23 protein-coding genes are annotated in these 23,844 nt (G+C 71.8%); 9 read left to right on the top strand and 14 right to left on the bottom strand.

Translation table 11 applies throughout. The features are described 5' to 3' along the window. Window positions 1-32 precede the first annotated feature (32 nt). The 4 genes from ABD882_RS10145 to ABD882_RS10130 are packed head-to-tail and all read right to left on the bottom strand — an operon-like array spanning window position 33 to window position 3,839. On the bottom strand, window positions 33-1,406 hold the full coding sequence (locus tag ABD882_RS10145) for an FAD-dependent oxidoreductase (protein WP_345186614.1): 1,374 nt from the start codon (window positions 1,404-1,406) through the stop codon (window positions 33-35). Between the two features lie 23 nt (window positions 1,407-1,429). Then, window positions 1,430-2,491: a polyprenyl synthetase family protein gene (locus tag ABD882_RS10140; RefSeq protein ID WP_345186611.1), complete on the bottom strand. Its 1,062-nt coding sequence runs from the start codon at window positions 2,489-2,491 to the stop codon at window positions 1,430-1,432. A 31-nt stretch (window positions 2,492-2,522) separates the two neighbouring features. Further along, window positions 2,523-3,245, bottom strand: a complete 723-nt coding sequence (locus ABD882_RS10135) for a class I SAM-dependent methyltransferase (RefSeq protein WP_345186609.1) — start codon at window positions 3,243-3,245, stop codon at window positions 2,523-2,525. 9 nt (window positions 3,246-3,254) lie between these two features. After that, window positions 3,255-3,839, bottom strand: a complete 585-nt coding sequence (locus tag ABD882_RS10130; RefSeq protein ID WP_345186607.1) for a DUF402 domain-containing protein — start codon at window positions 3,837-3,839, stop codon at window positions 3,255-3,257. 78 nt (window positions 3,840-3,917) lie between these two features. Here ABD882_RS10130 and ABD882_RS10125 point away from each other — a divergent pair, with 78 nt between their 5' ends. Continuing rightward, complete coding sequence (locus ABD882_RS10125; RefSeq protein ID WP_345186605.1) at window positions 3,918-5,201, top strand: isochorismate synthase; 1,284 nt, start codon at window positions 3,918-3,920, stop codon at window positions 5,199-5,201. 30 nt (window positions 5,202-5,231) lie between these two features. On the opposite strand, the gene ABD882_RS10120 is transcribed toward ABD882_RS10125, so the two are convergent. Genes ABD882_RS10120 through ABD882_RS10110 form a run of 3 tightly spaced genes read right to left on the bottom strand, consistent with a single transcriptional unit; the run spans window position 5,232 to window position 8,099 of the window. Beyond that, window positions 5,232-6,089 carry a polyphosphate kinase 2 family protein gene (locus tag ABD882_RS10120; protein ID WP_345186604.1) on the bottom strand — a complete coding sequence of 286 codons (858 nt, stop codon included), beginning with the start codon at window positions 6,087-6,089 and terminating at the stop codon, window positions 5,232-5,234. Window positions 6,090-6,114: 25 nt separating this feature from the next. Further along, window positions 6,115-7,686, bottom strand: a complete 1,572-nt coding sequence (gene menD, locus ABD882_RS10115) for a 2-succinyl-5-enolpyruvyl-6-hydroxy-3-cyclohexene-1-carboxylic-acid synthase (RefSeq protein WP_345186601.1) — start codon at window positions 7,684-7,686, stop codon at window positions 6,115-6,117. 53 nt (window positions 7,687-7,739) lie between these two features. After that, window positions 7,740-8,099, bottom strand: a complete 360-nt coding sequence (locus ABD882_RS10110; protein ID WP_345186599.1) for a PLD nuclease N-terminal domain-containing protein — start codon at window positions 8,097-8,099, stop codon at window positions 7,740-7,742. Between the two features lie 321 nt (window positions 8,100-8,420). On the opposite strand from ABD882_RS10110, the gene ABD882_RS10105 reads away from it, so the two are divergent. Next, window positions 8,421-8,696, top strand: a complete 276-nt coding sequence (locus tag ABD882_RS10105) for a DUF4229 domain-containing protein (RefSeq protein WP_345186597.1) — start codon at window positions 8,421-8,423, stop codon at window positions 8,694-8,696. Window positions 8,697-8,755: 59 nt separating this feature from the next. On the opposite strand, the gene ABD882_RS10100 is transcribed toward ABD882_RS10105, so the two are convergent. Both ABD882_RS10100 and ABD882_RS10095 read right to left on the bottom strand, forming a co-directional pair. Continuing rightward, entirely contained in the window at window positions 8,756-9,403 is a 648-nt protein-coding gene (locus ABD882_RS10100; RefSeq protein ID WP_345186596.1) for a dihydrofolate reductase family protein, read from the bottom strand. Between the two features lie 122 nt (window positions 9,404-9,525). Beyond that, on the bottom strand, window positions 9,526-9,882 hold the full coding sequence (locus tag ABD882_RS10095) for a cupin domain-containing protein (RefSeq protein ID WP_345186594.1): 357 nt from the start codon (window positions 9,880-9,882) through the stop codon (window positions 9,526-9,528). A 67-nt stretch (window positions 9,883-9,949) separates the two neighbouring features. Here ABD882_RS10095 and ABD882_RS10090 point away from each other — a divergent pair, with 67 nt between their 5' ends. Beyond that, a complete protein-coding gene (locus ABD882_RS10090) occupies window positions 9,950-10,966 on the top strand; it encodes a DUF5937 family protein (RefSeq protein WP_345186593.1) in 1,017 nt (338 codons plus the stop codon). 3 nt (window positions 10,967-10,969) lie between these two features. Here ABD882_RS10090 and helR read toward each other — a convergent pair whose 3' ends face one another. Then, window positions 10,970-13,207 carry an RNA polymerase recycling motor ATPase HelR gene (gene helR, locus ABD882_RS10085; protein ID WP_345186589.1) on the bottom strand — a complete coding sequence of 746 codons (2,238 nt, stop codon included), beginning with the start codon at window positions 13,205-13,207 and terminating at the stop codon, window positions 10,970-10,972. 214 nt (window positions 13,208-13,421) lie between these two features. Here helR and ABD882_RS10080 point away from each other — a divergent pair, with 214 nt between their 5' ends. Next, the gene (locus ABD882_RS10080) at window positions 13,422-14,711 is read left to right on the top strand and encodes a M18 family aminopeptidase (RefSeq protein WP_345186587.1); all 1,290 of its coding nucleotides are present in this window, start codon (window positions 13,422-13,424) and stop codon (window positions 14,709-14,711) included. A gap of 182 nt (window positions 14,712-14,893) precedes the next feature. Here ABD882_RS10080 and ABD882_RS10075 read toward each other — a convergent pair whose 3' ends face one another. Then, complete coding sequence (locus ABD882_RS10075; protein ID WP_345186584.1) at window positions 14,894-16,267, bottom strand: pyridoxal phosphate-dependent decarboxylase family protein; 1,374 nt, start codon at window positions 16,265-16,267, stop codon at window positions 14,894-14,896. 160 nt (window positions 16,268-16,427) lie between these two features. Here ABD882_RS10075 and ABD882_RS10070 point away from each other — a divergent pair, with 160 nt between their 5' ends. Continuing rightward, window positions 16,428-17,897, top strand: coding sequence for a purine-cytosine permease family protein (locus tag ABD882_RS10070; protein ID WP_345186582.1), 1,470 nt, complete (start codon window positions 16,428-16,430; stop codon window positions 17,895-17,897). Beyond that, the gene (locus tag ABD882_RS10065; RefSeq protein ID WP_345186580.1) at window positions 17,894-18,463 is read left to right on the top strand and encodes a cysteine hydrolase family protein; all 570 of its coding nucleotides are present in this window, start codon (window positions 17,894-17,896) and stop codon (window positions 18,461-18,463) included. Before ABD882_RS10070 ends, ABD882_RS10065 begins: the two co-directional genes overlap by 4 nt. 30 nt (window positions 18,464-18,493) lie before the next feature. On the opposite strand, the gene ABD882_RS10060 is transcribed toward ABD882_RS10065, so the two are convergent. Next, on the bottom strand, window positions 18,494-19,090 hold the full coding sequence (locus tag ABD882_RS10060) for a TetR/AcrR family transcriptional regulator (protein WP_345186578.1): 597 nt from the start codon (window positions 19,088-19,090) through the stop codon (window positions 18,494-18,496). A gap of 70 nt (window positions 19,091-19,160) precedes the next feature. Between ABD882_RS10060 and ABD882_RS10055 the strand changes: the two genes are divergently transcribed. The 3 genes from ABD882_RS10055 to ABD882_RS10045 all read left to right on the top strand — a co-directional run bounded on the left by ABD882_RS10055 (window position 19,161) and on the right by ABD882_RS10045 (window position 22,462). Further along, a complete protein-coding gene (locus ABD882_RS10055) occupies window positions 19,161-20,189 on the top strand; it encodes an agmatine deiminase family protein (RefSeq protein WP_345186576.1) in 1,029 nt (342 codons plus the stop codon). Window positions 20,190-20,266: 77 nt separating this feature from the next. Continuing rightward, window positions 20,267-21,982 carry an amidase gene (locus tag ABD882_RS10050; RefSeq protein ID WP_345186575.1) on the top strand — a complete coding sequence of 572 codons (1,716 nt, stop codon included), beginning with the start codon at window positions 20,267-20,269 and terminating at the stop codon, window positions 21,980-21,982. 132 nt (window positions 21,983-22,114) lie between these two features. After that, window positions 22,115-22,462 carry a hypothetical protein gene (locus ABD882_RS10045; RefSeq protein WP_345186573.1) on the top strand — a complete coding sequence of 116 codons (348 nt, stop codon included), beginning with the start codon at window positions 22,115-22,117 and terminating at the stop codon, window positions 22,460-22,462. A gap of 53 nt (window positions 22,463-22,515) precedes the next feature. Here the strand turns inward: ABD882_RS10045 and ABD882_RS10040 are convergent, their stop codons facing one another. Both ABD882_RS10040 and ABD882_RS10035 read right to left on the bottom strand, forming a co-directional pair. Then, window positions 22,516-23,004, bottom strand: coding sequence for an FBP domain-containing protein (locus ABD882_RS10040; RefSeq protein WP_345186571.1), 489 nt, complete (start codon window positions 23,002-23,004; stop codon window positions 22,516-22,518). Window positions 23,005-23,231: 227 nt separating this feature from the next. Continuing rightward, window positions 23,232-23,621, bottom strand: a complete 390-nt coding sequence (locus ABD882_RS10035) for a four-helix bundle copper-binding protein (RefSeq protein ID WP_345186570.1) — start codon at window positions 23,619-23,621, stop codon at window positions 23,232-23,234. Between the last annotated feature and the right edge of the window lie 223 nt (window positions 23,622-23,844).

Genomic DNA, 23,844 nt, shown 5'->3' with positions numbered 1-23,844 from the left:
TCGCGGGCCGCGCGACGCGCGCGCCCCACAGGTCACTCGCCGCGGGAGATCCGCACCATGTCCTCGCGCGGGACGACCTTGACCCTGGCGCGCTCCTGCGGCGCGCCGAGCGCGATCTCGTGCTCGTCGAGCCGGTGCCAGCCGTCCAGGTCGGTCCAGTGCACGCCGCGCTCGGCGAGCAGCGCGGGAATGGCGCCCTCGGAGGGATCCTCCGGCTGCCACCAGGAGCCCTGGTCGTTGATGATGTGCCGCACGGTCTCCATCGCATCGGACTTGGTGTGCCCGATCAGGCCGACCGGCCCGCGCTTGATCCAGCCCGTGGCGTAGATGCCGGGCACGCGCTGGTTCGAGTCCTTGGAGAGCACCTGGCCCTCGCGGTTCGGGATCACGCCGTGCTTCTTGTCGAAGGGCACGCCGTGAAGCGGAGAGCCGAAATAGCCGATCGCGCGGTACAGCGCCTGGATCGGCAGCTCCCGCATCTCGCCGGTGCCGACCGCTCCCCCGGTGCCGTCGGGGCGCGTGCGCTCGTAGACGAGGGCGGCGACCCGGCCCTCGTCGTCCGTGCGGACCTCGACCGGACGCGCCCAGAAATGCAGGTGCAGCCGGCGTGAGGCGGATCCGCCGGCGTTGTTCACCGAGTCGCGCGTGCGCCAGGACTGCAGCACCCGATCGATGACCATGACCTGCTTGTTGCTCGCGATCGCGTCGCGGGAGGCGTCGTCGTAGTCGAAGTCCTCGTCGTAGACGACCATGTCGACGTCGTGCAGCTCGCCGAGCTCGCGCAGCTCGAGCGGAGTGAACTTCACCTGCGCGGGCCCGCGACGGCCGAACACGTGCACGTCGGTGACGGCGCTGTTCTTCATGCCCTCGTACACGTTCTCCGGCACCTCGGTGACGAGCAGGTCGTCGGCGTGCTTGGCGAGCATGCGCGACACGTCCAGCGCCACGTTGCCGTTGCCGATCACGGCGACCGATGCGGCATCGAGCGGCCACTCGCGGGGCACATCCGGGTGCCCGTCGAACCAGCTCACGTAGTCGGCGGCGCCGTAGGATCCGATCGCGTCGGCTCCGGGGAGTTCCATGCCCGTGTCGCGGCGCGCTCCCGTCGCGAAGATCACCGCGTTGTAGTGCCGCTTGAGGTCGGCGAGCGTGATGTCGGTGCCGAAGTGCACGTTGCCGAAGATGCGGATGTCACCGCGATCCAGCACATCGCGCAGGGCCGTGATGATGCCCTTGATGCGCGGGTGGTCGGGGGCGACGCCGTAGCGCACCAGGCCGTAGGGCGCCGGGAGCTGCTCGAAGAGGTCGATCGAGACGTCGAAGCGCCGCTCCGCCTTGAGCAGGATGTCGGCGGCGTAGATGCCGGCGGGGCCGGCACCGACGATGGCAAGCCTGAGCTTGGTCATGGGTTCCTTTCGGCAGCGGGGCGTCAGCTGCTGCGGTCGGCCAGAGATTGCGCGAACCGGGTCAGCGCTTCACGCACCGGCCCCTTCGGCAGCACGTCGAGCTCGTCGATCGCGCCCTGGGTCCAGGAGCGGGCGAGGTCGAGGGTCTTCTGCGTCACGGCGTGGTCACGCAGGCGCGCGAGCGCGTCGTCGAGGATCGCGGGATCCTCGCCCGCGGCGATCCGCTCCACGCCCGCGTCGATCTCGGCGGACAGGGCGACGGAGGCGGCGTCGGTCTCGACCCCGAGCAGCAGCGACGGCATGGTCGGCACGCCGGCGCGCAGATCGGTGCCCGGCACCTTTCCGGTGTCCTCGGGCTTGGCGGACAGGTCGATCACGTCATCGAGCAGCTGGAACGCCACGCCGACCTTCTCGCCGTAGATGCGCAGCGGCTCCTCGTACTCGGCGGGCGCGCCGGAGAAGATCACGCCGGACTGCGTGGCCGCGGCGATGAGGGATCCGGTCTTGTCTGCCAGCACCTGGATGTAGAACGCGATCGGGTCCTCGCCCTCCGCAGGTCCCACGGTCTCGTGCATCTGGCCCAGCACCAGCCGCTCGAACGTGTCGGCCTGCAGCCGGATCGCACGGTCTCCGTGTCCGGACATGAGCGTGAGCGCACGGGAGAACAGGATGTCGCCGGTGAGGATCGCGACGTTGTTGCCCCACACCGCGTGCGCGGCGGGCACGCCCCGGCGCCGGTCGGCGCCGTCCATGACGTCGTCGTGGTAGAGCGAGCCGAGATGGGTGAGTTCGAGCGCCTTCGCGATGTCGACCACGGCGGGCAGGTTGCCGCCGCCGAGCTGCGCGGTGAGCAGCGCCAGCACGGGTCGCACCCGCTTGCCGCCGGCGTCGTACAGATAGCGGCTGGCCGCGTCGGCGAGCGAGTCGGCGACATGCAGGTCTTCGGCCAGGCCCGCTTCGACGAGGTCGAGACCGGCTTCGACCTCGCGGGCGAGCTTGCGCGCGGACGGTCCCACGAATACGCGGTCGCTGAAACCGAGACGGCTCGCGAGGCGCGAGCCCGTGGCGGCGGGGCTCGAAGTCACGTGTTCCAGCCTACCCGCGCTCGCAGGGGGTTCAGGCCCGCGGCTTGCGGCCGCGGTGCAGCGCGACGATGCCGAACGACAGGTTGCGCCAGGCGACGTCGATCCACCCCGCCTCCCGCATCCACGCGGCAAGCGTGCGCTGGTCGGGCCAGCTCTGGATCGACTCGTTCAGGTAGTCGTACGCCTCGCCGTTGGTGCCCGCGAGGCGGGCCACGCGCGGCAGCACCTGGGAGTTGTAAAGCCGGTAGAAGCCGCGCAGCAGTTTCGCCGGCGGCGTGGAGAACTCGTTGATCACGACGCGTCCACCGGGCTTGGTCACGCGGAACAGCTCGGCGATCGCCTTCTTCGGATCCTGCACGTTGCGAAGGCTGTACGACATCGTGACCGCGTCGAACTCTCCGTCAGCGAAGGGCAGAGCCATCGCGTCGGCCTGCACGAAGCTGAGGTTCTTGAGGTGCCCATGCCGGCGGCGCCCCTCCTCGAGCATGCCCGGCGAGAAGTCCGCCGCGACGACGTCCGCACCGCTCCCGGCGAGGGACGCCGACGACGATGCGGTCCCGGCACCGAGGTCGAGGATCCGCTCGCCCTTCTTCGGCGCGACCGCACGTGTCGTCGCCGCGCGCCAGAGTGCGTCGTTGCCGACCGTCATCACCGTGTTGGTGCGGTCGTAGCCGGCCGCGACCTGGTCGAACATGCCGCTGACGCGGGAGGGGTCCTTGCCGAGATCGGCGCGATTGGGCTCAGACGGGGTCACGCTGCCAGCCTACGCGCGACGGGTCAGCCCCAGTGCTTCGAGCCGGTCCAGCCAGACGTCGGCCGTCGCGTCGTCGAAGGGCTCCTGCTGCGCGCGCACCCGCTGCTCGAGCACCGCGGCGAGCGCGCGCAGGTGCTCCTGCACCTCGGCCGGGTAGCCGTATTGCGCCCGGTGCTCGTCCCATTCGTCCACGTCGTCAAGCCAGGTGCCGCGTTCGCCGTTCTCCTCCGCGCCGATGCGTACCACGTCAAGATCCATGTCGATGCCCGTGAACAGCAGCGGATCCTGCTCCCCGCCCGCGTCGCCGGCGCGCACATCCCAGCCGAGGTCGATGTAGATGCGCATGCCCTCCGGATGATCCCGGTTCACGGTGAGCGCGTAGTCGCCGCTCGGCGGCACCAGCGTCACGTTCGGGCCCGGCGCGACGAACGAACGGCCTGGTCTCTCACTCCGCCAGCCCGCCGGCTGACCGACCCAATCACCCCAGGAGTCGGATCCGAGCCAGACGCACTCGTGACGCCAATGCGTCGAGCCGTCCCACTTGCGCCACTGGAAGACGATCTCGGTGCCCGGCTCCGGCCGCTCTGCGCTCACCGTGCCACTCTAAACGCGGCATCCGACGCCGCGAGCGCCGCGGCTCGGCGACCGCGGCGCAAGCAATAGGCTGGATCCGTGAGTGCCGGCCTGGTCGTGGAGACGCGAGAGATCGAGCCCGCCGCCGACCTCCTCGCCTACGCCGATCCGTCGGATCCGCGGGCCTGGCTGCGCCGCGGCGACGGGATCGTCGCCGTCGGATCCGACACCGCTCACGTCGTGCGGGTGCCCGCCGGCGACGAGCCGCGCGCACGATCGCTGAGTCACGCGTGGGAGCAGATCTGCGCCGGCGCGGTGATCGATGACCCGGTGCGTCAGCCGGGCACGGGACTCGTCGCGTTCGCGGCGCTCGTGTTCGATGAGAGCTCCGCGGCCGACAGCGTGCTGGTCGTGCCGCGCACGGTGATCGGTCGCCACGGCGGGCACACCTGGGTCACCCGCATCCGCGACGCCGACGACGGGAACGACCCGGAGCCCGCGCCGACCGCGCTCGGCCCGCACTGGGCGGGGACCCTCGGGCCCGGGGCGCAGAGCGCGCAGGGGTACCAGGCCTCGGTGCGCCGCGCACTGGCGGCGATCGCGGAGGGCCGGTACGGGAAGGTCGTGCTCGCCCGCGATCTCGTCGGCACCGTCCCCGCCGGATCCGATCTGCGCCGGCTCGTGCGGGCGCTCAGCACCGAGTACCCCGACACCTGGGCGTTCGCCGTCGACGGACTCATCGGCGCGAGCCCGGAGACCCTCGTCACGGTGCAGAGCGGCACGGTCACCGCCCGCGTGCTCGCCGGCACCACCGCACGCGGCGCGGACGCGGTCACCGACGCCCGCGCGGCCGCCGCCCTGGCCGACAGCCCCAAGGACAACGACGAGCACGCGTTCGCCGTGCGCAGCGTGGTCGCCTCCCTGGCCCCGCACACCACGGCGCTGGAGGCGGAGGGCGGACCGTTCATCCTGGAGCTGCCCAACCTGTTCCATCTCGCGACCGACGTGCGAGCCGAGCTCAGCGACGGCGCCTCCGCGCTCGATCTCGCCGCGGCGCTGCACCCGACGGCCGCCGTGGCCGGGGCCCCCACCGAGGCCGCGATCGCCGCGATCCGGGAGCTCGAGCCCTTCGACCGCGGCCGTTACGCGGGCCCGGTGGGCTGGATCGACGCGCGGGGCAACGGCGAGTGGGCGATCGCGCTGCGCTGCGCGCAGTTCGACGTCGGATCCGGAGCGGCCGCAGAGGCGCGGGAGGGCGGATCCGGATCCCCCATCCCGCTCACCGCCTACGCGGGCGCGGGGATCGTGGCCGGCAGCGATCCGGAGGCAGAGATGCTGGAGACCCGCGTCAAGTTCCGCCCCATCGTGGACGCGCTGGCCTGAGGCCGTTTCGCGTCGCGCAACCGAGCGAGGTCAGCTCGCGGCGAGGCGCTTCTTCTCGGCCTCGACGTCGTAGCGCGCCTTCGGCCACTGCGGATCGATGTCCTGCAGCGCCGCGAGCAGCAGCTCCTGCACGCCCAGCCGCGCGTACCACTTGCGGTTCGCCGGGATCACGTGCCACGGCGCCTCGGGCGTCGACGTGCGCTCGAACACCGTCTGATAGGCGGCCATGTAGTCGTCCCAGTGCAGGCGCTCGTCGGTGTCGCCCGGGTTGAACTTCCACTGCTTCTCGGGCCGGTCGAGCCGCGCCATCAGCCGCGCCTTCTGCTCGTCGCGGGAGATGTGCAGCATCACCTTGACGATCCGGATCCCGGAGTCCGCGACCCGCTTCTCGAAGTCGACGATGGCCCCGTAGCGGCGCTCGATCTCGTCCTCCGGCGCGAGCGTGCGCACCCGCGCGATCAGCACGTCCTCGTAGTGCGATCGGTCGAAGACGCCGATCAGCCCGTGCGCGGGCACCCGCTTCTCGATCCGCCAGAGGAAGTCGTGCGCGCGCTCCTCGTCCGTGGGCGCCTTGAACGCCGCGAGCGCGACGCCCTGCGGATCCACGCCGCCCACGACGTGCCGGACGATCCCGCCCTTGCCCGCGGAGTCCATCGCCTGCAGCACCAGCAGCACGCCGTCGCGGGTGCCGCCGTCGACGTGCTCGGCGAACAGGCGCTCCTGCAGGTCGCCGAGCCGGGTGATCCCCTCGGCCAGATCCGTGGCGCCATCCGACTTGCCGCCGGTGTAGCCGGGCGTCGCATCGGCGTCGACGTCGGCGAGCCGGAATCCGGTGCCGACCTGGAGGACCTCGGTGGCCGGATGCGTCCAGCGCGCTGCGTTGCTCATCCGCCCATCCTGCCCGACCGACGCCTCATCGATCCAGCGGAACCTCGATCAGCTGGGGGCCTGTGACCTCGTCCGCCAGGGCGCGCTCCAGCTCGGCCCGCGTGCCGACGCGGCGATACGTCCAGCCGTAAGCGGCGGCGAGCGGCGCGAGCGCGACGGACTGCGGGGTGTAGAAGACCCGGTCGAGGGCGGCGGATCCGGCCGTGCCGGCGACCTCGAGGCCGTCGAAGATCGTGCCGCCGCCGTCGTTGCCGACGATGACCTGGATGCGCGGAGGCGGCTCGTCGGCCGGGAGCAGGAGGGATCCGACATCGTGCAGGAACGACAGGTCTCCCAGTAGCACCCGGACGGTGCCTGCCGCTGGCTCGGTCTGCGCGGCCGCGGCGATCCCGATCCCGGTGGCGATCGTCCCGTCGATGCCCGCGAGCCCGCGGTTGGCGTGCACCCGCACCCGCGCGCCGGGCAGCACCTGATCCGCGACCCGCACGAGCCGGGAGGATCCGAACAGCAGCCGGTCGTCGGCGCCGGATGCCGTCCACACCGCCTGCACGAGGGCCGTGCGGTCGAGGGCGGCGGCGGGGCCGGCGAGGGCGCGAGCATCCGGGGTCGACGTGCCGGCTCGGGTCCACTCCGCGAGCCAGGTGCGATCCGCATCGGGTCCGGTCACCGCGATCGCACCGGCGTCCACGGCGGCCCCGGAGAGGTTCAGCCGCTCCCCGCCCCGGCGCACGGCGATCACCTCGAGGTCGGTGCGGCCGAGCAGGGCCGTCACCTCGCGGCTGAGCGTGGGGTGGCCGAGCACGATCACGCGCTCGATGCGGTCGGCGAGGGCCGGGTCGCGCAACCGTGCGCGGTAGTCCGGAACGACGTGGTCTCCGAACCGGGCGCCGCTGACGATCTCGGCGATCAGCGGCCAGCCGCCCTCGCGGGCGATGCGCTCCGCGTCCGGTCCGGCGTCGGCACCGGCGACGACGACCGTCCGCGGCCCCGGTGCGACGGGCAGCGGGTCGGCGGCGGCCGGGCGCGGAGGGGGCCCCGCGATCACTGGGAGCGCATCCGGCAGCGCGCCGGACAGCGGCTCGCGGGCCGGCAGGTTCAGGTGCACGGGTCCCGGTACGCCAGTGAGGCCCGCCCCCGCCGCACCCATCGCGGCCGCGGCAGCCTCGACCGCGAGCGTGGAGAACACCGCCGGATCCGCACTCCCTGGCACCTCGGCGTCGACACCGAGACGCACCCACGCGCCGTACATGCCGGGCTGGATCGTGGCCTGGTTGGCGCCGACGCCGCGCAGCTCCGGCGGACGGTCGGCGGTGAGCAGGATCAGCGGAACGCCCGAGTGGAAAGCCTCCATCGCCGCGGGGAGGAAGCCGGCGGCGGCGGTTCCGGAGGTGCAGATCAGCGCGACGGGGGCACCGGACTCGCGGGCGATGCCGAGGGCGGTGAAGCCGGCGACGCGCTCATCGATGCGCACCTGCACGCGCAGCGCCCCGCTGCGGGCCAGCCCGACCGCGGCGAGCGCGAGCGCCTGGGAGCGGGATCCGGGCGCCAACACCACGTCGCGGACGCCGTTCTCGACCAGTCCCGTGAGCAGCCGCACAGCGGCCTCGGACGCCGGTGACGATTCGGCCCGGCCCAGTGCGTGCCCCTCCGTCACGGACGGGGGCCGGGGGTGTCGGTGTCACCGCGCTCGTCGAACCGCGCCAGCTCCTCCTCGAGCTCGCGGATCCTGCGCTCCTGCTCGGCGTCGCTGATCCGCTCCCGCTGCCGCCCCGATCCGGGCTGGTCGTCCAGCGGCAGATAGCGCTCATCGGCCGCGCGGCTGCCCGGGCGCAGCCGGCCGATCGTGAACCACAGCACGGCCCCGATCACGGGGAACACCACGACGATCGCGATCCACACGCCTTTGGGCACGCCGCGGTGACGGCTCGCCGGCTGCACGATGCAGTCCACGATGCCGAACACCCAGAAGACCGCGGCCAGGAAGCCGCCGATCACAAGGAATCGCGCCACGTCCTCAGTCTAGGCGTGCCACGGTCACCCGGGTCCGGCCCCCGGCGGGTCCCCGGCGGGTCCCCGGGCAGGCCCGCACAGGTGGTTGCACCGCGGCGGAGCCATTCTGCAGGGAGGCCCGGCGTTATGCAGGGTGGGCGGGTGCCGGCCGGGCCGGATGCTACGCCCTCGCGCCCGCCTCACCCTCATCGAGGCCGGGCGGCCCTGCAGAACACGAAGCCTCCCTGCACATTGGCACGGATCCCGCGCACACATCGGATCGAGGACATCGGCATAGTGTGCTCACAGCGCGTGCCGAAGGCGCCCTCGTAGACTGGACAGGTGAAACTTCCTCCCCTGCTCGTGTACTCGGCGCTGCGCCTGCTGGCGTTCCTCGTGCCGCTGGGGATCCTCTGGTTCTTCTTCCCGATCTTCCGCGAGTTCTGGTGGCTCGCCGCGCTGTTCGCCGCCCTGATCGGGATCAGCATCTCGCTGCTGTTCCTGCGCGCGCCGCTGTCCGATGCCTCCCGCACGATGTACGCACGGCGCGAGGCGAGGCCGGCACCCGCCGCGCCCACCGACGAGGACGTCGAGGACGCGGAAGACAACGCGGCCTGACCTCCGCGGCCTGACGCGCGGCGGAACAGGCGGCCGCGCAACGCGGAGCAGGCCGGGGTTCAGCGCCGGGTGAACGTCACATGCACGACACCGCTCTCGGCGACCTCGCTGGTGACCGCGTAGCCGTCCTCGAGCCCGCGCAGATCCGCCCACAGGTTCTGACCGCCGCCGAGCAGGATCGGGGTGATCCCGACGTGCAACCGGTCCACGAGCCCGGCCGCCAGGAACGAGCGCACCGTGTCGACTCCGCCGCCGACACGCACGTCCGCTTCGCCCGCGGCCTCGGTCGCCAGCGCCAGAGCCTCCTCGGGAGTGGTGTCGATGAAGTGGAACACCGTGCCGTTGGCGAACTCGATCGGCGCCCGATCGGCGCCGTGCGTGAGCACGAAGACCGGCACGCGGAACGGCGGCTCCTCACCCCACCAGCCGCGCCAGTCCGGGTCGTCGGGGAAGGTGTGCAGGCCGAACATGCCGGCGCCCATGATCTCGGCGCCGATCCCCTCGAAGTACGCCGTGCCGTAGCGGTCGTCGACGCCCGTGGTGCCTTCGCCGGAGGTCTCGCCGAGCACCCGTTCGCGGAAGACCCGGGTGGCCGTGTACGCCGCGACGAGGCGACCCCAGTCCTCGCCGAACGGGTTCTCCGGGGTCTGATCCGTGGTCGACGCGAATCCGTCGAGCGAGATGTTGAGATCGACGCGCACCACCATGACGTCCTCCTTGCTGATCGGAACGGGCTCGTCGCGGAACGAGCGCGCGCTCAGATCCTACGTCCGTGCGGCGGCACCGTCCCGTTCAGCGGCGATCGGGGTTGCTGTCCTTGCCGGGGCGGTCACTCGACCACGGTCTGGATGATGACGGCGGAGGCATGGATCCCGATCAGGCGCATCGTGCCGGATCCCACGTTCTCGAACCGGTGCGGCACGAACGCCGGCCCGGTGATGGTGTCACCCGCGGTCGCGGTGATCGTGCGATCCCCGACCGTGAAGGCGGCATCGCCCTCGAGCACCACCCACGTCTCAGGGTACGGGTGCCAGTGCAGCAAGGAACCCTGACCCGGCTGGTTGTCGACGTAGAAGTATGAGACGCCGGCGCCGTGATCGGCGCCCTCGAAACGTCGTCCGCTGCCCGTGCCGAGGCGGATCTCCTCGGGGGTGATGACGGTGATGTCCGGCGCGATGATGCTCATGGCGTGCTCCTCTGCGTGGTGTGCTCCCACCCTCGCGAGGATCGTCCGGGCATCATAGAGTTTCGATGTGGATCGAAACATGGAGGGCGTCGAGTGGGAGCACCACCACGTCGACTTCCGGCTCGGCGCGGGCGACATCCAGGCCGTGCGGTTCGGGATCTCCCCCGGCCACGAACTCGCCCACGCGGTCAGGGTGCTGCTGCGTCCGGAGCAGTATCCGCTCGCCTGGGGCTGGCTGAAGGACGTCCGCGGGCGGCTCCCCGCCGACGCGTTCGGCGTGCTCGCGCACGTCATCGGCGCCGACGGCTACCTGCCGGACTTCCTCACCACGACCGCGCGCTGGGATCTGACTCCCGACGACGAGCTCGCGGCGCTCAGAGCGGCGCCGATCGCGGGCATGCGCGTCGACCTCGGCAAGATGATCGTTCGCTCCTCGGGTCGCCGGCAGGAGGTGCTGCGCGGCATGCGCGAGCACCCGGTACGGGCGCGCACGATCATCGCCGACGCCTGGGCCGAACTGTGGGACTCGGCGATGGCGTCGGTGTGGCCGCAGCTCGAGCGGATCCTGCGCGCCGACGTGGCCGTGCGCTCCCGCACCGTCGCGACCGAGGGCCTCGCGGCGATGGCGTCGGGGATCCATCCGCAGGTGAGCTGGGGGGACGGATCCGTCCGGGTGCGGCTGCGTCGGCACAGCGAGCAGGTGGACTGCCGCGGCAGCGGGCTGGTGCTGGTGCCCTCCGTCATGTCGTCGTGGGGATGCATGGTGCTCACGGAGACGCCCGCGCAGCCCACGCTGTTCTATCCGGCGCGCGGTGTCACAGCGGGCTGGGCGCGGGATGCCGCAGATCTCGAGCGGGCGCTCGCAGCACTGGTGGGCGCCGCCCGCGCCGCGATCCTGCTCTCCGCGCACGTCCCCCGCACGACGTCGCGCGTGGCGGCCGAATCCGGGATCGCCGTCTCCACCGCTTCTCATCACCTCGCGGTGCTGCGCGACGCCGGTCTCGTCGTCAGCACGCGGGACGGCGCCCGCATGCTGCACCTGCGCACGCCGCTCGGCGAGGCTCTGGTCGGCGCCGCGCTCTGAGGGTCACAACAGCACCACGAGTTGCTGCGTCGCGCGGGTCATCGAGACGTAGCGGTCCACGGCGCCTTCGATCCCGGTCCCGAAGGCGGCCGGATCCACCAGCACGACCAGATCGAACTCGAGCCCCTTCGCGGTCACGGGCGTGAGCACCCGCACCCGAGGATGTGCGCCCCCTCGCGCATCCAGGAACGGCCGCTCGTCGCCGATCACGCACGCGAGGCCCTCCTCACGCGCGTCGAGCCATGCGGCCAGGATCGCGTCGCGTTCGGCGACGGCGGCGCGCCGCACCGGCACCCCGCTGGACCGCACGGACGTCGGCACGTTCGCGTCGGGCAGCGCCGCGAGGATGACAGGAGCGGCCTCCGCCATGACCTCCTCGGGCGTGCGGTAGTTGATGCGCAGCGACGCCTGCTCGATCCGGCGCAGCCCGATCCGCTCGAGCCGCTCTGCCCACGTCTCGCCGAAGCCGTGTCGGGCCTGGGCGCGATCGCCGACGATCGTCAGGCTGCGCGAGGGCACCCGGCGCAGCAGCATCGTCCACTCCGCGTCGCTGAGCTCCTGCGCCTCGTCGACGATCACGTGCGCGAACGGGCCGGTCAGCCCGTCCGCATCCAGGCGCGGCAGCGCCTCCTCGTCGAGCAGCATCTCCCGCACGCCCGCGCTCTCCTCCCCGAAGAAGAATCCGGTGACCTCGCTCTCCCTGTCGTCGTCCGCGGCGAGCAGTTCGTCCAGCACGCGCTCGCGATACTCCCTCTCCTCGGCGGTGACCGCCTCCTGACGCCGCCGCGTGCGGGATCCGGCAGGATCACCCGTGAGCGCACGGGCGGCATCGAGCAGCGGCAGATCCTGCCGGGTCCAGGCGCGCGGATCCGCCCGGTGCAGCACCGCCCGTTCTTCGTCGCTCAGCCATGGCGCGCAGATCCGCAGGTAGGCCGGGATCTCCCACAGGTCGGCGACGACGCCCGCCGGATCCAGCACCGGCCACGCCGCGACGAACGCACGCTGCAGCGCACCGCTCTGCCGCAGCGCCCGGTCGAGCAGGTGCGGCGGCACGTCCTCGTCGGCGTCGTCCTCGACGAGCGCAGCGATCAGCGCCTCCCACGCGACATCGCGGGCCTCGTTGTGCGCGAGACCGGGCTCTGGCGCGTCGAACGCCGCGCTCCACACCGACGGTTCGACCACCACATCGCGCCAGGGCGTCTCCACGAGCAGCGGATCCGCGGGCGCGTGCTCGTGGTAGCGGACCGCCGCGGTCACCGCGTCGAGCAGCCGCATCCCCGATTTCAGCGCCCGCGCGTGCGGATCCTGCTCCTCGGGCATGCGATCCCCCGCCCGTCCCTCGGGTGCCAGGTCGGCGAGCGTGCAGACCCGCACGCTGTCCTCGCCGAGGCTGGGCAGCACGTCTTCGACGTAGGCGAGGTAGGGGCGGTGCGGTCCGACGAACAGGATCCCGCCGTGGCTCAGCCGCTGCTCTGCGTGCATCAGGTAGGCGGCGCGGTGCAGCGCGACCACGGTCTTGCCGGTGCCGGGGCCGCCGTCGACGACGAGTGCGCCGCGCGAGGAGGCGCGGATGATCGCATCCTGGTCGGCCTGGATCGTGCTCAGCACGTCGCGCATCCGCGGCGAACGCGAGGCGCCGAGGCTCGCGATGAACGCGGACTGGTCATCGAGCGCGGCCGCGCCCTCGAGCCCGTCGGGGTCGAACACCTCGTCCCAGTAGTCGGTGATCCGCCGCGACGCCCACCGGTACCGACGGCGGCTGATCAGGCCCTGCGGATCGGCATGAGTGGCGGCGAAGAACGGCTCGGCCGCCGGGGCGCGCCAGTCGACCAGCAGGCGCCGGCCGCGCGCGTCGGACAGGCCGATCCGGCCGATGTAGACGGTCTCGGGATCGCGGTCCGCCGGGTCGGCGGCAACCATCCGGCCGAGGCACAGATCGACGCCGAAGCGGCGCAGCAGCTGCAGCCGCGACGTGGAGCGGTGGATCTCGAGATCGCGGTCCAGCGCCTCCTGCCCGGGCCGGGCGTGCGCGGCGCGAAGACCGGCGAGTCGAGTCTCGAGCGCGACGATCTCCTCGGCGAGGCGATCGCGGATCGCGGCAAGGTGGGCGTCGTCGGCGGCGATGAGGGCCGGGTCGGCCTTGCGGGCGAGCGCGGGCGGCAGCGCGAAGACGGAGCCTGTCTGCGTGGCAGTCCCGCGGGTGGTTTCAGGGGTGGTTTCAGGGGTGGATTCAGGGCGCACGGATCCTCCGATTCCTGGGCGAAGCCACCCAGTCTGCCCCCGCGGGGGGCCCTTGCCGCAAGCCCCCACCCCGCGGGTAGACTGAAAGTGCAGGGAGCGCTCCGTGAGGATCCGCTCCCTTCGTGGTCTCCGCAGTCACGTGCGGTCCCGCGACTACGATCGAAGGAGTTCTGCGGCGCTCCCGCGCCGGCGCCGCCGCCCCGGAAGGATCCCGATGTCCCACCTCGCCCACGCCCGCACGCACGCCGAGGATCTGGCCGACTTCGTCGCGGCGTCGCCGTCCAGCTACCACGCGGCCGAGGAGGTCGCCCGGCGCCTCGTGGCGCAGGGCTTCACCCGGCTCGACGAGACCGAGGCCTGGCCCGCGCAGGCCGGCGGGCGCTTCGTGATCGTGCGCGACGGCGCGGCGATCGCCTGGGTCGTTCCCGCGAAGGCCGCAGCCACCACGCCGACGCACGTGCTCGGCGCGCACACCGACTCCCCCGGGTTCAAGCTCAAGCCTCGCCCGACCATCGGCGCGAAGGGCTGGCTGCAGGCCGCCGTCGAGGTGTACGGCGGGCCGCTGCTCAACTCGTGGCTCGACCGCGAACTGCGCCTGGCCGGACGCCTGGCGCTGGCCGACGGACGCGTCGTGCTCGCCGCGACCGGTGCGCTGCTGCGCCTCCCACAGCTCGCGATCCACCTCGACCGCGGCGTGAACAACAACGGCCTCGCCCTCGACAAGCAGTTCGAGACGCAGCCGGTGTGGGGCCTGGGCGACCCGGTCGAGTCTGATCTGCTCGCCGAACTCGCCGACGCCGCGGGCGTGGATCCCCTCGAGATCCGCGGGTTCGACGCCGTGGTCGCCGACAGCGCGCGGGGCGCGATCTTCGGAAAGGACGACGCGTTCTTCGCGAGCGGACGCCTCGACAACCTCGCCTCGGTGCACGCCGGAGTGGTCGCCCTCGGCGAGATCGCGGCCCACGGTGATCCGGACAGGATCGCCGTGCTCGCCGCGTTCGACCACGAGGAGCTCGGATCCGAATCCCGCTCCGGCGCGGCAGGACCGATCCTGGAGGACGTCCTGGAACGGATCTACGCCGGCCTCGGCGCCGATGCCGTCGACGTGCGCCGCGCCTACGCGGCCTCGTGGTGCCTGTCCAGCGACGTCGGCCACTCGGTGCACCCGAACTACGTCGGCAAGCACGATCCGGTGGTGCAGCCGGTGCTCGGATCCGGCCCGATCCTGAAGATCAACGCGAACCAGCGCTACGCCACCGATGCCGTCGGCGCGGCGGCCTGGCACGGCTGGTGCGACGCCGCCGGTGTCGTCACGCAGGAGTTCGTCTCGAACAACGATGTGCCGTGCGGCACCACGATCGGCCCGCTCACCGCGACGAGGCTCGGGATCCGCACGGTCGACGTCGGCATCCCCATCCTGTCCATGCACTCCGCCCGCGAACTCGCCGGCGTGCGCGACCTGCACGACCTCGCCACCGTCGCGAAGGCCTTCTTCGCCGCCTGAGGATCCGCTTTCGCCGCGTCCGGCGCGCAGCGCCCGATAGGGGGAACCGGAGCGCAGCGATCGGTCGTCGGGCGCGCAGGCATCGGGTCGGGCGGGAGCAGACGCTCCCGAGCCCGCGAGGGAGCGTCTGCGGGGGACCGCGCGCCCGACAGACCGATCGCGGAGCGGGCACACCACCGGGCTCAGCGCATCGTGTCCAGGATCCCGACGAGGTCCTCGAAGGTGGTGAGCGGGTTCACGATCGCGAAGCGCGTGTTGGTGCGGCCCGCGTGCGAGCTCGGCACGACCAGCGCGCGCTGCGACTGCAGCAGCTCGTCCGACCAGCGCACGTAGTCGGCACGCTCCCAGCCGTCGCGCTCGAACACCACGACCGACAGTTGGGGGTCGCGCACCAGCCGCAGTTCCGGCCGCGCCGCGATCTCCGCCGCGATCCGGCGGGTGAGAGCCAGCGTCGCGCTCACCGCGGCGCGGTAGGCGTCGACGCCGTAGGTGGCCAGGGAGAACCACAGCGGCAGCCCGCGCGGGCGCCGGGTGAGCTGGATCGAGTAGTCGGAGGGGCTGAACTCGTCGGTATCGGTGAGGGTGTCCAGATACTCCGCGTGCTGGGTGTGCGCGCGACGGCCGTTCTCCGGGTCGCGGTACAGCAGCGCGCAGCAGTCGAACGGCGCGAACAGCCACTTGTGCGGATCCACGATGAGCGATTCCGCGCGCTCCACGCCGGCGAACCAGGCGCGGGCCTCGGGCGCGAGCATCGCGGTCAGGCCGTACGCGCCATCCACGTGCAGCCAGAAGTCGAACTCCTCCTTGAGCGCCGCGATCCCCGCGATGTCGTCCACGATGCCGAAGTTGGTGGATCCGGCCGTCGCGACGACCGCGAACACCGCCTCGCCATGCTCCGCGAGAGCGGCACGCACGGCGTCCGGATGCAGGCTCCCGTCGGATCCGGCGGGCACGGCGACCACGTCGACGTCCATGATCTTCGCCGCCGACTTGTTCGAGGAGTGCGCCTCGATGCTGCAGACGAGCTTCCACCGCGGCGGCAGCTCCCGCCCCGACTCGAGCAGCACGGCCTTCGCGTGCTCCCGGGCCGCGGCGAGCGCGGAGAGGTTGCCGATCGTGCCGCCCTGCACGAACACGCCGCCGGCGGTCTCGGGCAATCCGAACTCGGCGGCGAGCCAGGACAGCACCTCGTTCTCGGCGTGCACGGCGCCGGCGCCCTCCAGCCAGCTGCCGCCGTAGAGGCCCGAGGCCGACACGACGAGGTCGAACGCGATCGCGGCCATGGTCGGCGCGGTCGGGATGAACGACAGATACGAGGGATGACTGGTGGTGAGGCAGGCCGGCGCGAGGATGTGCTCGAACACGCTCAGCGCGCGCGGCGCGCCGAGGCCCGCGTCGGTGATGGTGGTGCCGACGAGCCGGCGCAGCTCGGCCTCGGGCTGCGGCTTGTCCAGCGGCACATCGGTGGCGAGCATCCGGCGGCGCGAGTAGTCGAGCACGGAGTCGACGATCGCGGCGGATTCGGGCGAGGCGGCATGCATGCGCGCGGCGTCCATGGCGGATCCTTTCGACCCGGAAGCCCCGAGGCGCCCGGCGACGAGCAAGAACGCCGCGCCGGATCAACGAGTCGCCGATATCGTATCGCGCCGTCGGATCCGCGCGAGTGCCAGGATGGAGGAAATCCGCGACCCCGCGACCTTCCCCGGAGGCAGCATCATGTCACGCATCGCACCCGACGCCCGGCCGGTCTCACCGGCGCTGATCGAACGCAACGGCATCGAGATCATCCCCGAAGACCAGCGCACCGCGCGCCCCCGCGACCTGTTCTGGCCGTGGTTCGCCGCGAACGTGTCGGTGTTCGGAATGTCGTACGGATCCTTCCTGCTCGGCTTCGGGATCTCGCTCTGGCAGGCGACCGTGGTCGCGATCATCGGCATCGTGGTCTCGTTCGCGCTGTGCGGGCTGATCGCGATCGCCGGCAAGCGCGGATCCGCGCCGACGATGGTGCTCTCCCGCGCGGCGTTCGGCGTGCAGGGGCAGAAGATCCCCGGGATCGTGTCGTGGCTGACCTCGATCGGCTGGGAGACCTCGCTCACGATCACGGCGGTGCTCGCCACCACGACGGTGCTGCACACCCTCGGCTGGGTCGGCAAGGACGGCGATGTCGCGGTGAACATCATCGCCACGATCGTCGTCGCCGCACTCATCGTGGGCGCCTCCGTGCTCGGCTATCACACGATCATGAAGCTGCAGTCGGTGCTCACCTGGCTCACCGGCGCCTTCACGATCCTGTTCCTGATCCTCACGTTCCAGAGCATCCACTGGGACAAGGCCTTCGCGCACCCCGACGGATCGTTCGCGCAGACCATCGGCGCGCTCGTGATGGTGACGACCGGGTTCGGGCTCGGCTGGATCAACATCGCCGCCGACTGGTCGCGCTACCAGAAGCGCTCCGCCTCCGACCTGCAGATCGTCTCCTGGAACACGATCGGCGGATCCGTCGCCCCCATCATCCTGGTCTTCTTCGGGCTGCTGCTGGCCGGATCCGATGACAAGCTGAGCGCCGCCGTCGGCGCCGACCCGATCGGCGCGCTCGCCGCGCTGCTGCCGACCTGGGCGCTGTTCCCGTTCCTGATCGTCGCGATCCTGACCCTGGTCTCCGGCGCCGTGCTGGGCATCTACTCCTCGGGGCTCACGCTGCTGAGCCTCGGGATCCGGATCCCCCGCCCCGCCGCCGCGGCAGTGGACGGCGTGATCCTCACGATCGGCACGATCGTCGTGGTGTTCTTCGCGCAGAACTTCATCGGCCCGTTCCAGTCCTTCCTGATCACGCTGGGTGTGCCGATGGCGGGCTGGGCCGGGATCCTCATCGCCGACATCCTGCGCCGCCGCAGGGACTACGACGACGAGGCGCTGTTCGACCCGCGCGGCCGCTACGGCGCCTGGGACGGAGTCTCGATCGCGACGCTCGTGGGCGTCTCCGTGCTCGGCTGGGGGTTCGTGGTGAACAACTTCGCCGACGCCGCGCCGTGGAACAACTGGCAGGGCTACCTGCTGTTCCTCATCGGCGGACGCGAGGGCGAGTGGGCGTACGCGAACCTGGGCGTGTTCTTCGCCCTCGTGCTGGGCTTCGTCATCACCTGGTTCGCCCGCGCAGGCAGGATCCGGCGCCAGGAGCAGGCATGACCGGATCCGCTCCCTGGCTGGTCGTGATCGACCCGCAGCACATCTTCGCCTCCCCGGATTCGCCCTGGGGTTCGCCGATGTTCCCCGCGGCGATCGCGAACATCCGCCGCCTCGCGGATGCCGCCGGAGACCGGGTGCTCGTCACGCGCTGGCTGCCCACGGCCGATCGCACCACGTCCTGGGGCGAGTACTTCGCCGCATGGCCGTTCGCCGACCGTCCGGCCGATGATCCGCTGTACGCACTGGTGCCGGAAGCGCGGGAGCTCTCGCCCCATCCGACGCTGGACCTGCCCACGTTCGGCAAGTGGGGCGCGGCGCTAGAGCAGATCCTCGGATCCGCTCCGGTGGTGCTCACGGGCGTCTCCACCGACTGCTGCGTGATCTCGACCGCGCTCGCCGCGGCCGACGCCGGTGCGCGGGTCACGATCGCGGCGGACGCGTGCGCCGGATCCGATCCCGGCAACCACGACGCCGCCCTGCGCATCATGGGCCTGTATCCCCCGCAGCTCACGGTGACCGACACTGTCACCGCACTCCGATCCCTGACCCCCGCCCCCGGTCCCTGAGCCTGTCGAAGGGCCCGGGACTGTCGTCCCTCACCCCAGGACGGCGGCGAGCGCCCGCCGGGCGAGGCCGGCCCGATCCTCCGGCGCCCACTTCACCAGGGAGTGCGCGTTCATGCCGTCCACCATCGCGAGCAGCAGCCAGGCGGCCCCGTCCGCACGCTCCGCGGTGATCTCCCCGGCGCGCACGCCTTCGGCGACGATCGCGTCGAGCGCGTGCTGCCACGCGTCCATCTCATGGCGCACCCGTGCGGCGAGCTCCTCGTTGCGCGCGCCGGCGGCCCAGGCCTGCACCCACACCAGCGTGACGTCGTCCCGGCCGTCGTCCAGCAGCGTCCCCACGATCGACGCGATCCGCGGCCGCAGCCCCTCGGCCATCCGCGCCGCCGCCATGACCTCGTCGCGTTCTGCCGCGACGATCGCGCCGAACACCTCGGCGACGAACGCGTCCATGCTGGGCCGGTAGTGCGCCACGAGCGCGGGGGCGACCCCGGCACGCGCCGCGATCGTGCGGACCGTCAGCTGCGCGATCCCGGACTCGTGCGCGAGAGCGATCGCCGCCTCCCGGATCGCCTTCTCCCGCAGCTCGGGAGACATCCGTCGCGGGGCGGGGGTTGACGAGGTCTGCATAGGGCTATACCGTAGCGCTAGTTGATCGTGCGTTCAACAAGGGGCGCGGATCCGATGACGAGGAGTTCCGATGGCCTGGCGCATGCCCAGCGAGACCGCACCCCACGATCGCACCTGGATGGCGTTCCCCGCCGAGGGAGTGACCCTGGGCGACACCGATGCACTGCGCGAAGAGGGCTACGCGACCTGGACCGCGGTCGCGCACGCCGTCGCCGAGTTCGAGCCGGTGTCGATCCTGGTGGATCCGTCCGAGCTCGCACGTGCACGCCGCATGCTCTCCTCCGACATCACGATCGTCGAGGCGCCGGTCGACGAGTTCTGGATGCGCGACTCCGGCGCGACGTTCGTCCTCGACGCCGACCGGCCCGGCGTGCTCGGCGCGGTGGACTGGGTCTTCAACGGCTGGGGCGCCCCGGAATGGGCGCGCTGGCACGACGCCGCCCAGCACGCCCGCATCATCGCCGCCGAGACAGGGGCCGAGCTGATCAGCTCGACGCTCGTGAACGAGGGCGGCGGCATCCACGTCGACGGCGAGGGCACCGTGCTGCTCACCGAGACCGTGCAGCTCGACCCACGGCGCAACCCCTTCCTCGACCGGCAGCGCGTCGAGGCGGAGCTGCTGCGCACGATCGGCGCCACGCAGGCCGTGTGGCTGCCCCGCGGTCTCACCCGCGACTACGACGAGTTCGGCACCAACGGGCACGTCGACATCACGGCGACCATCCCCTCTCCCGGGAGAATCCTCTTGCATGCGCAGCAGGATCCCGGTCACCCGGACCACGCGGTCTCCGCGGCCCTGCGCGCCCACCTCGCCGAGCAGGTCGACGCCGCGGGCCGCTCGTTCGAGATCATCGACCTCCCCGCGCCGTCCACGCTGCGTGACGAGGAGGGGTTCGTGGACTGGAGCTACGTCAACCACCTCGTCACCAACGGCGGCGTGGTCGCCTGCGGCTTCGGCGACGACCGCGCCGATGCGCAGGCCCGTGAGATCCTCGCCGACGCCTACCCGGGCCGCCGCGTGGTGACCGTGGACGCCCGCCCGCTGTTCGACCGCGGCGGCGGCATCCACTGCATCACGCAGCAGCAGCCCTCCCTCTAGCCCGACTCCGGGGTCATCGAGAGCGCACCGCCGCCGGCGGAGCGCGCCGAAACGCCCCTCGCCCGAAGAAGGTCATCATGTACGACGTCATCGAGACCCCCATCGCCCGCCTGCGCGCCGCGCTCACCGCCGGTGAGACCACCGCGGTCGAACTCGTGGACGCGTATCACGCGCGGATCGAGGCGTACGACGCACCCGGCACCGCCACCGCGCTGAACGCCGTGATCGTGCGCAATCCCGCGGCACGGGCCGAGGCCGTGGCCGCGGATGAGCGCCGCGCCCGCGGGGAGACGCTCGGCCCGCTCGACGGCATCCCGTACACCGCGAAGGACAGCTACCTCGTGTGCGGCCTCACCGCCGCCGCCGGCTCGCCCGCATTCGCCGAGCTCGTCGCGCAGCGCGACGCGTTCACGATCGAGCGGCTGCGCGCGGGCGGCGCCATCTGCCTGGGCCTGACGAACATGCCGCCGATGGCCAACGGCGGCATGCAGCGCGGCGTCTACGGTCGCGCCGAGAGCCCCTACAACGCCGACTTCCTGCCGGCGCCGTTCGCATCGGGATCCTCGAACGGCTCCGGTGCGGCCACCGCGGCGAGCTTCGCCGCGTTCGGACTCGGCGAAGAGACCTGGTCGAGCGGACGCGGCCCGGCGACGAACAACGGCCTGTGCGCCTACACGCCGTCCCGCGGCGTGATCTCGGTGCGCGGCAACTGGCCGCTCGTGCCGACGATGGACGTGGTCGTCCCGCACGCGCGGACCATGGCCGATCTGCTCGAGATCCTCGACGTGATCGTCGCCGACGACACCGAGACGCGCGGCGATTTCTGGCGCGCACAGCCGTGGATCCCGCTGCCGCCCGCCTCGAGCGTGCGGCCCGCGTCGTACCCGGCGCTCGCAGACGACGCGGCCGCCGCGCTCTGCGGAGTGCGGATCGGCGTGCCGCGCATGTACATCAACGCGGATCCCGAGGCCGGCACGGCCGCCCATCCGGGCATCGGCGGCCCGACCGGGCAGCGCATCGAGACCCGCGCATCGATCATCGCCCGCTGGGAGCACGCCCGACGTGATCTCGAGAACGCCGGAGCGACCGTCGTCGATGTCGACTTCCCGGTGGTGTCGAACTACGAGGGCGACCGGCCCGGCGCGCCCACGATCGCGACCCGCGGCCTGGTGACGCCGGAGTATCTGCAGCACGAGATCGTCGACCTGTCCGCCTGGGGCTGGCAGGACTTCCTCGCCGCGAACGGCGATCCCGCGCTGCCCGGCCTCGCCGGCGTCGACGGCGCGACGATCTTCCCGCACCCCGAGGGGGCGCTGCCCGACCGGTACACGGGGTTCGACGACGACATCGCCGAGTACCCCGGCTGGGTCCGCGACCACCCCGACGCCACACTCACCTCGATCCCGGCGCTCGAGGGCGGCGTCATCGGCCTCGAGGAGACCCGGCGGATCGACCTCGAGGTATGGATGGACGAGCTCGGGCTCGACGCCGTCGTATTCCCGGCGGTCGCGGACGTGGGGCCGGCCGACATGGACGTGAACCCCGCTTCGGCGGACCTCGGGTGGCGCAACGGCACCTGGATCGCGAACGGCAACCTGGCCATGCGTCACCTGGGCATCCCGAGCGTGACCGTGCCCGCGGGCCTCATGGCCGACATCGGCATGCCGATCGGACTGACCTTCATCGGGCGCGCCTACGACGATGCCACTCTGCTCCGCATCGGGGCGGGGTTCGAGGCGATCGGGGCGGACGGCGCCCGCCGGGTCGCACCGCCCCGCACGCCACGGCTCTGACGTTCTCCGGGCACCGGCGGATCCGACTTCCTGCGCATACGGATCCGCTTGTGTGTCGGCACATTTCGCGGCGCCTTCTGCTGCGCGGCGCGCGGCCGTAACCTGATCGGACCGAACCTCGAGGAGACCACCGTGAACACGCCCCGCATCCGCCTTTCGCCCCTTCCGGTGCGTGAAGCTGCGGCGTGCATGTGCGATCACGGCGATGTCTGCTCCTCGTTCGCTCCGGGCCACGCCCTGCACCTGATCCAGTCGCGGCTCGCGGCGGCGACGACTGCCGGCTGGGCCGACGCGATCGTGACGGCCACCGACGCCGCAGCGGGCGAGATCCGGTTGGTCACGCTCGACGGCGACGCCCTCACCCTGTGGAACGCCGGCGGCGCCGCCCTCGAAGTGGAGCCGGGTCAGCCCGTCGCCGTGCACACCCGGTGGGACGTGCTCGCGATCGGCGCCCTGCGCTACAACGTCGCACCGCGCTGAGCCGACCGGCCCGGGCCCGACGCTCACGCCGCCGGACCGGAGCCGCTCGCCCCCTACGCGCCGATCTCTCGGATGAAGCCCTGCACGTGCTCGCGCAGCCGCAGGATGCGCAGGTCGCGCGCCAGCTCACGATCGAAGCCCTCGTACGCGAGCGGCGGAAGACGGCGCACGTTGACGGAGCAGCCGAAATTCGCACAGACCAGCGTGCCGATCGTGTCGCCCTTGCGCCCGGCGGGTCCCGCCTTGCGGGCGGCGAACAACTGCACGTCGTTGCGCAGCGTCACGTCGTCGCACCAGGCGCACTGGGCCCGCGCGAGTGTGCGCTGCTCGGCCCGCTGCAGCAGCACCGAGACGACCGGGCCGTCGTCGCTCCGAGCAACGAAGTAGGCGCGCAGCGGCATCTTCGGGTCGGCCCACCCGAGGAAGTCGAGCCGATCGAAGTCGAGCTCGGCGAACCCCGGTGGCAGGTTCACGGAGGAGACCTCCTTGCGGGAGGCGTTGAGGAAGGACGCGCGGATCGCGCGCTCGTCGATGGGAAGCATGTCTGTGCTCTCTTCAGGGTGAAGGATCGTGCGCCTGCGACCGAAGGCAGGCGAGGAGGAAGAACGAAACGCGAACGCGTCCGAACACGACGAACGCCGCCGACCGAGACACGATCGGCGGGAGCGTCAGCCTCTGCCGCCGGCGCGTACTGCGCCTGCGGCCTCCTCACGCGCCACGAGGACGCACACCACGAAAGACATGCTTCAAGTCTAGGCGACGAGCCCGATCAGGCCGCCATCATCGAACCGCGCATCGCCATGCAGGCGTCCATGCAGGCCTTGCACGCGGCGGCGCACATCCGGCAGACCTCGCTGCTCTCCGCGTGCTGCATGCACATGTCCATGCAGAGCTGGCACATCGCCATGCACGCGTCCAGCATCGACATCATCACTGCGGGCGCCATCCCCTGCATGCGCATCATCGAGCGCATCATCGTGTTGCACATGTCGGCGCAGTTCATGCAGGCCGGCGCGCAGTCCATCATCTGCGTCGAACAGACCGTGCACGCCTGCTCGCACGCCGAACACGCGTCCATGCAGGCCTGCATGAGCGACATGTCCATGGTCTGCATGTCGCCCATCATGCCCTTCATCGAGTCCATCATCATCGCGTCCATCGCGAGCTCCTTCGTCCACCGGAAGACGGGCGAACGGCCCGCCTGACGCCAAGGCTAGCCCCGTCGACCGCGCACGTCGATGCCCGATCCGCCCGTCCCCGCGCGCACGAAAAAAGGCCGCCCCGAAGGGCGGCCTTGATTCATTCGACTCCAGAAATGCAGAAAGGCCACCCTGCTTTGGGTGGCCTTTCTGGTAAAAGAAGTCCGGCGGTGTCCTACTCTC

The organism is Microbacterium panaciterrae (genome assembly GCF_039541635.1).
GTDB classification, from domain to species: domain Bacteria; phylum Actinomycetota; class Actinomycetes; order Actinomycetales; family Microbacteriaceae; genus Microbacterium; species Microbacterium panaciterrae.
This window is presented reverse-complemented; position numbering and strand designations above follow the sequence as displayed.

Bases quoted from the DNA above. Each gene is read 5' to 3' on its own strand.
- ABD882_RS10145 (WP_345186614.1), bottom strand. From the start codon at position 1,406: ATGACCAAGCTCAGGCTTGCCATCGTCGGTGCCGGCCCCGCCGGCATC.
- ABD882_RS10120 (WP_345186604.1), bottom strand. From the start codon at position 6,089: ATGAGCAACGCAGCGCGCTGGACGCATCCGGCCACCGAGGTCCTCCAG.
- ABD882_RS10100 (WP_345186596.1), bottom strand. From the start codon at position 9,403: ATGGTGGTGCGCGTCGATCTCAACATCTCGCTCGACGGATTCGCGTCG.
- ABD882_RS10095 (WP_345186594.1), bottom strand. From the start codon at position 9,882: ATGAGCATCATCGCGCCGGACATCACCGTCATCACCCCCGAGGAGATC.
- ABD882_RS10080 (WP_345186587.1), top strand. From the start codon at position 13,422: ATGTCCCACCTCGCCCACGCCCGCACGCACGCCGAGGATCTGGCCGAC.
- ABD882_RS10075 (WP_345186584.1), bottom strand. From the start codon at position 16,267: ATGGACGCCGCGCGCATGCATGCCGCCTCGCCCGAATCCGCCGCGATC.
- ABD882_RS10070 (WP_345186582.1), top strand. From the start codon at position 16,428: ATGTCACGCATCGCACCCGACGCCCGGCCGGTCTCACCGGCGCTGATC.
- ABD882_RS10065 (WP_345186580.1), top strand. From the start codon at position 17,894: ATGACCGGATCCGCTCCCTGGCTGGTCGTGATCGACCCGCAGCACATC.
- ABD882_RS10060 (WP_345186578.1), bottom strand. From the start codon at position 19,090: ATGCAGACCTCGTCAACCCCCGCCCCGCGACGGATGTCTCCCGAGCTG.
- ABD882_RS10055 (WP_345186576.1), top strand. From the start codon at position 19,161: ATGGCCTGGCGCATGCCCAGCGAGACCGCACCCCACGATCGCACCTGG.
- ABD882_RS10050 (WP_345186575.1), top strand. From the start codon at position 20,267: ATGTACGACGTCATCGAGACCCCCATCGCCCGCCTGCGCGCCGCGCTC.
- ABD882_RS10040 (WP_345186571.1), bottom strand. From the start codon at position 23,004: ATGCTTCCCATCGACGAGCGCGCGATCCGCGCGTCCTTCCTCAACGCC.
- ABD882_RS10035 (WP_345186570.1), bottom strand. From the start codon at position 23,621: ATGGACGCGATGATGATGGACTCGATGAAGGGCATGATGGGCGACATG.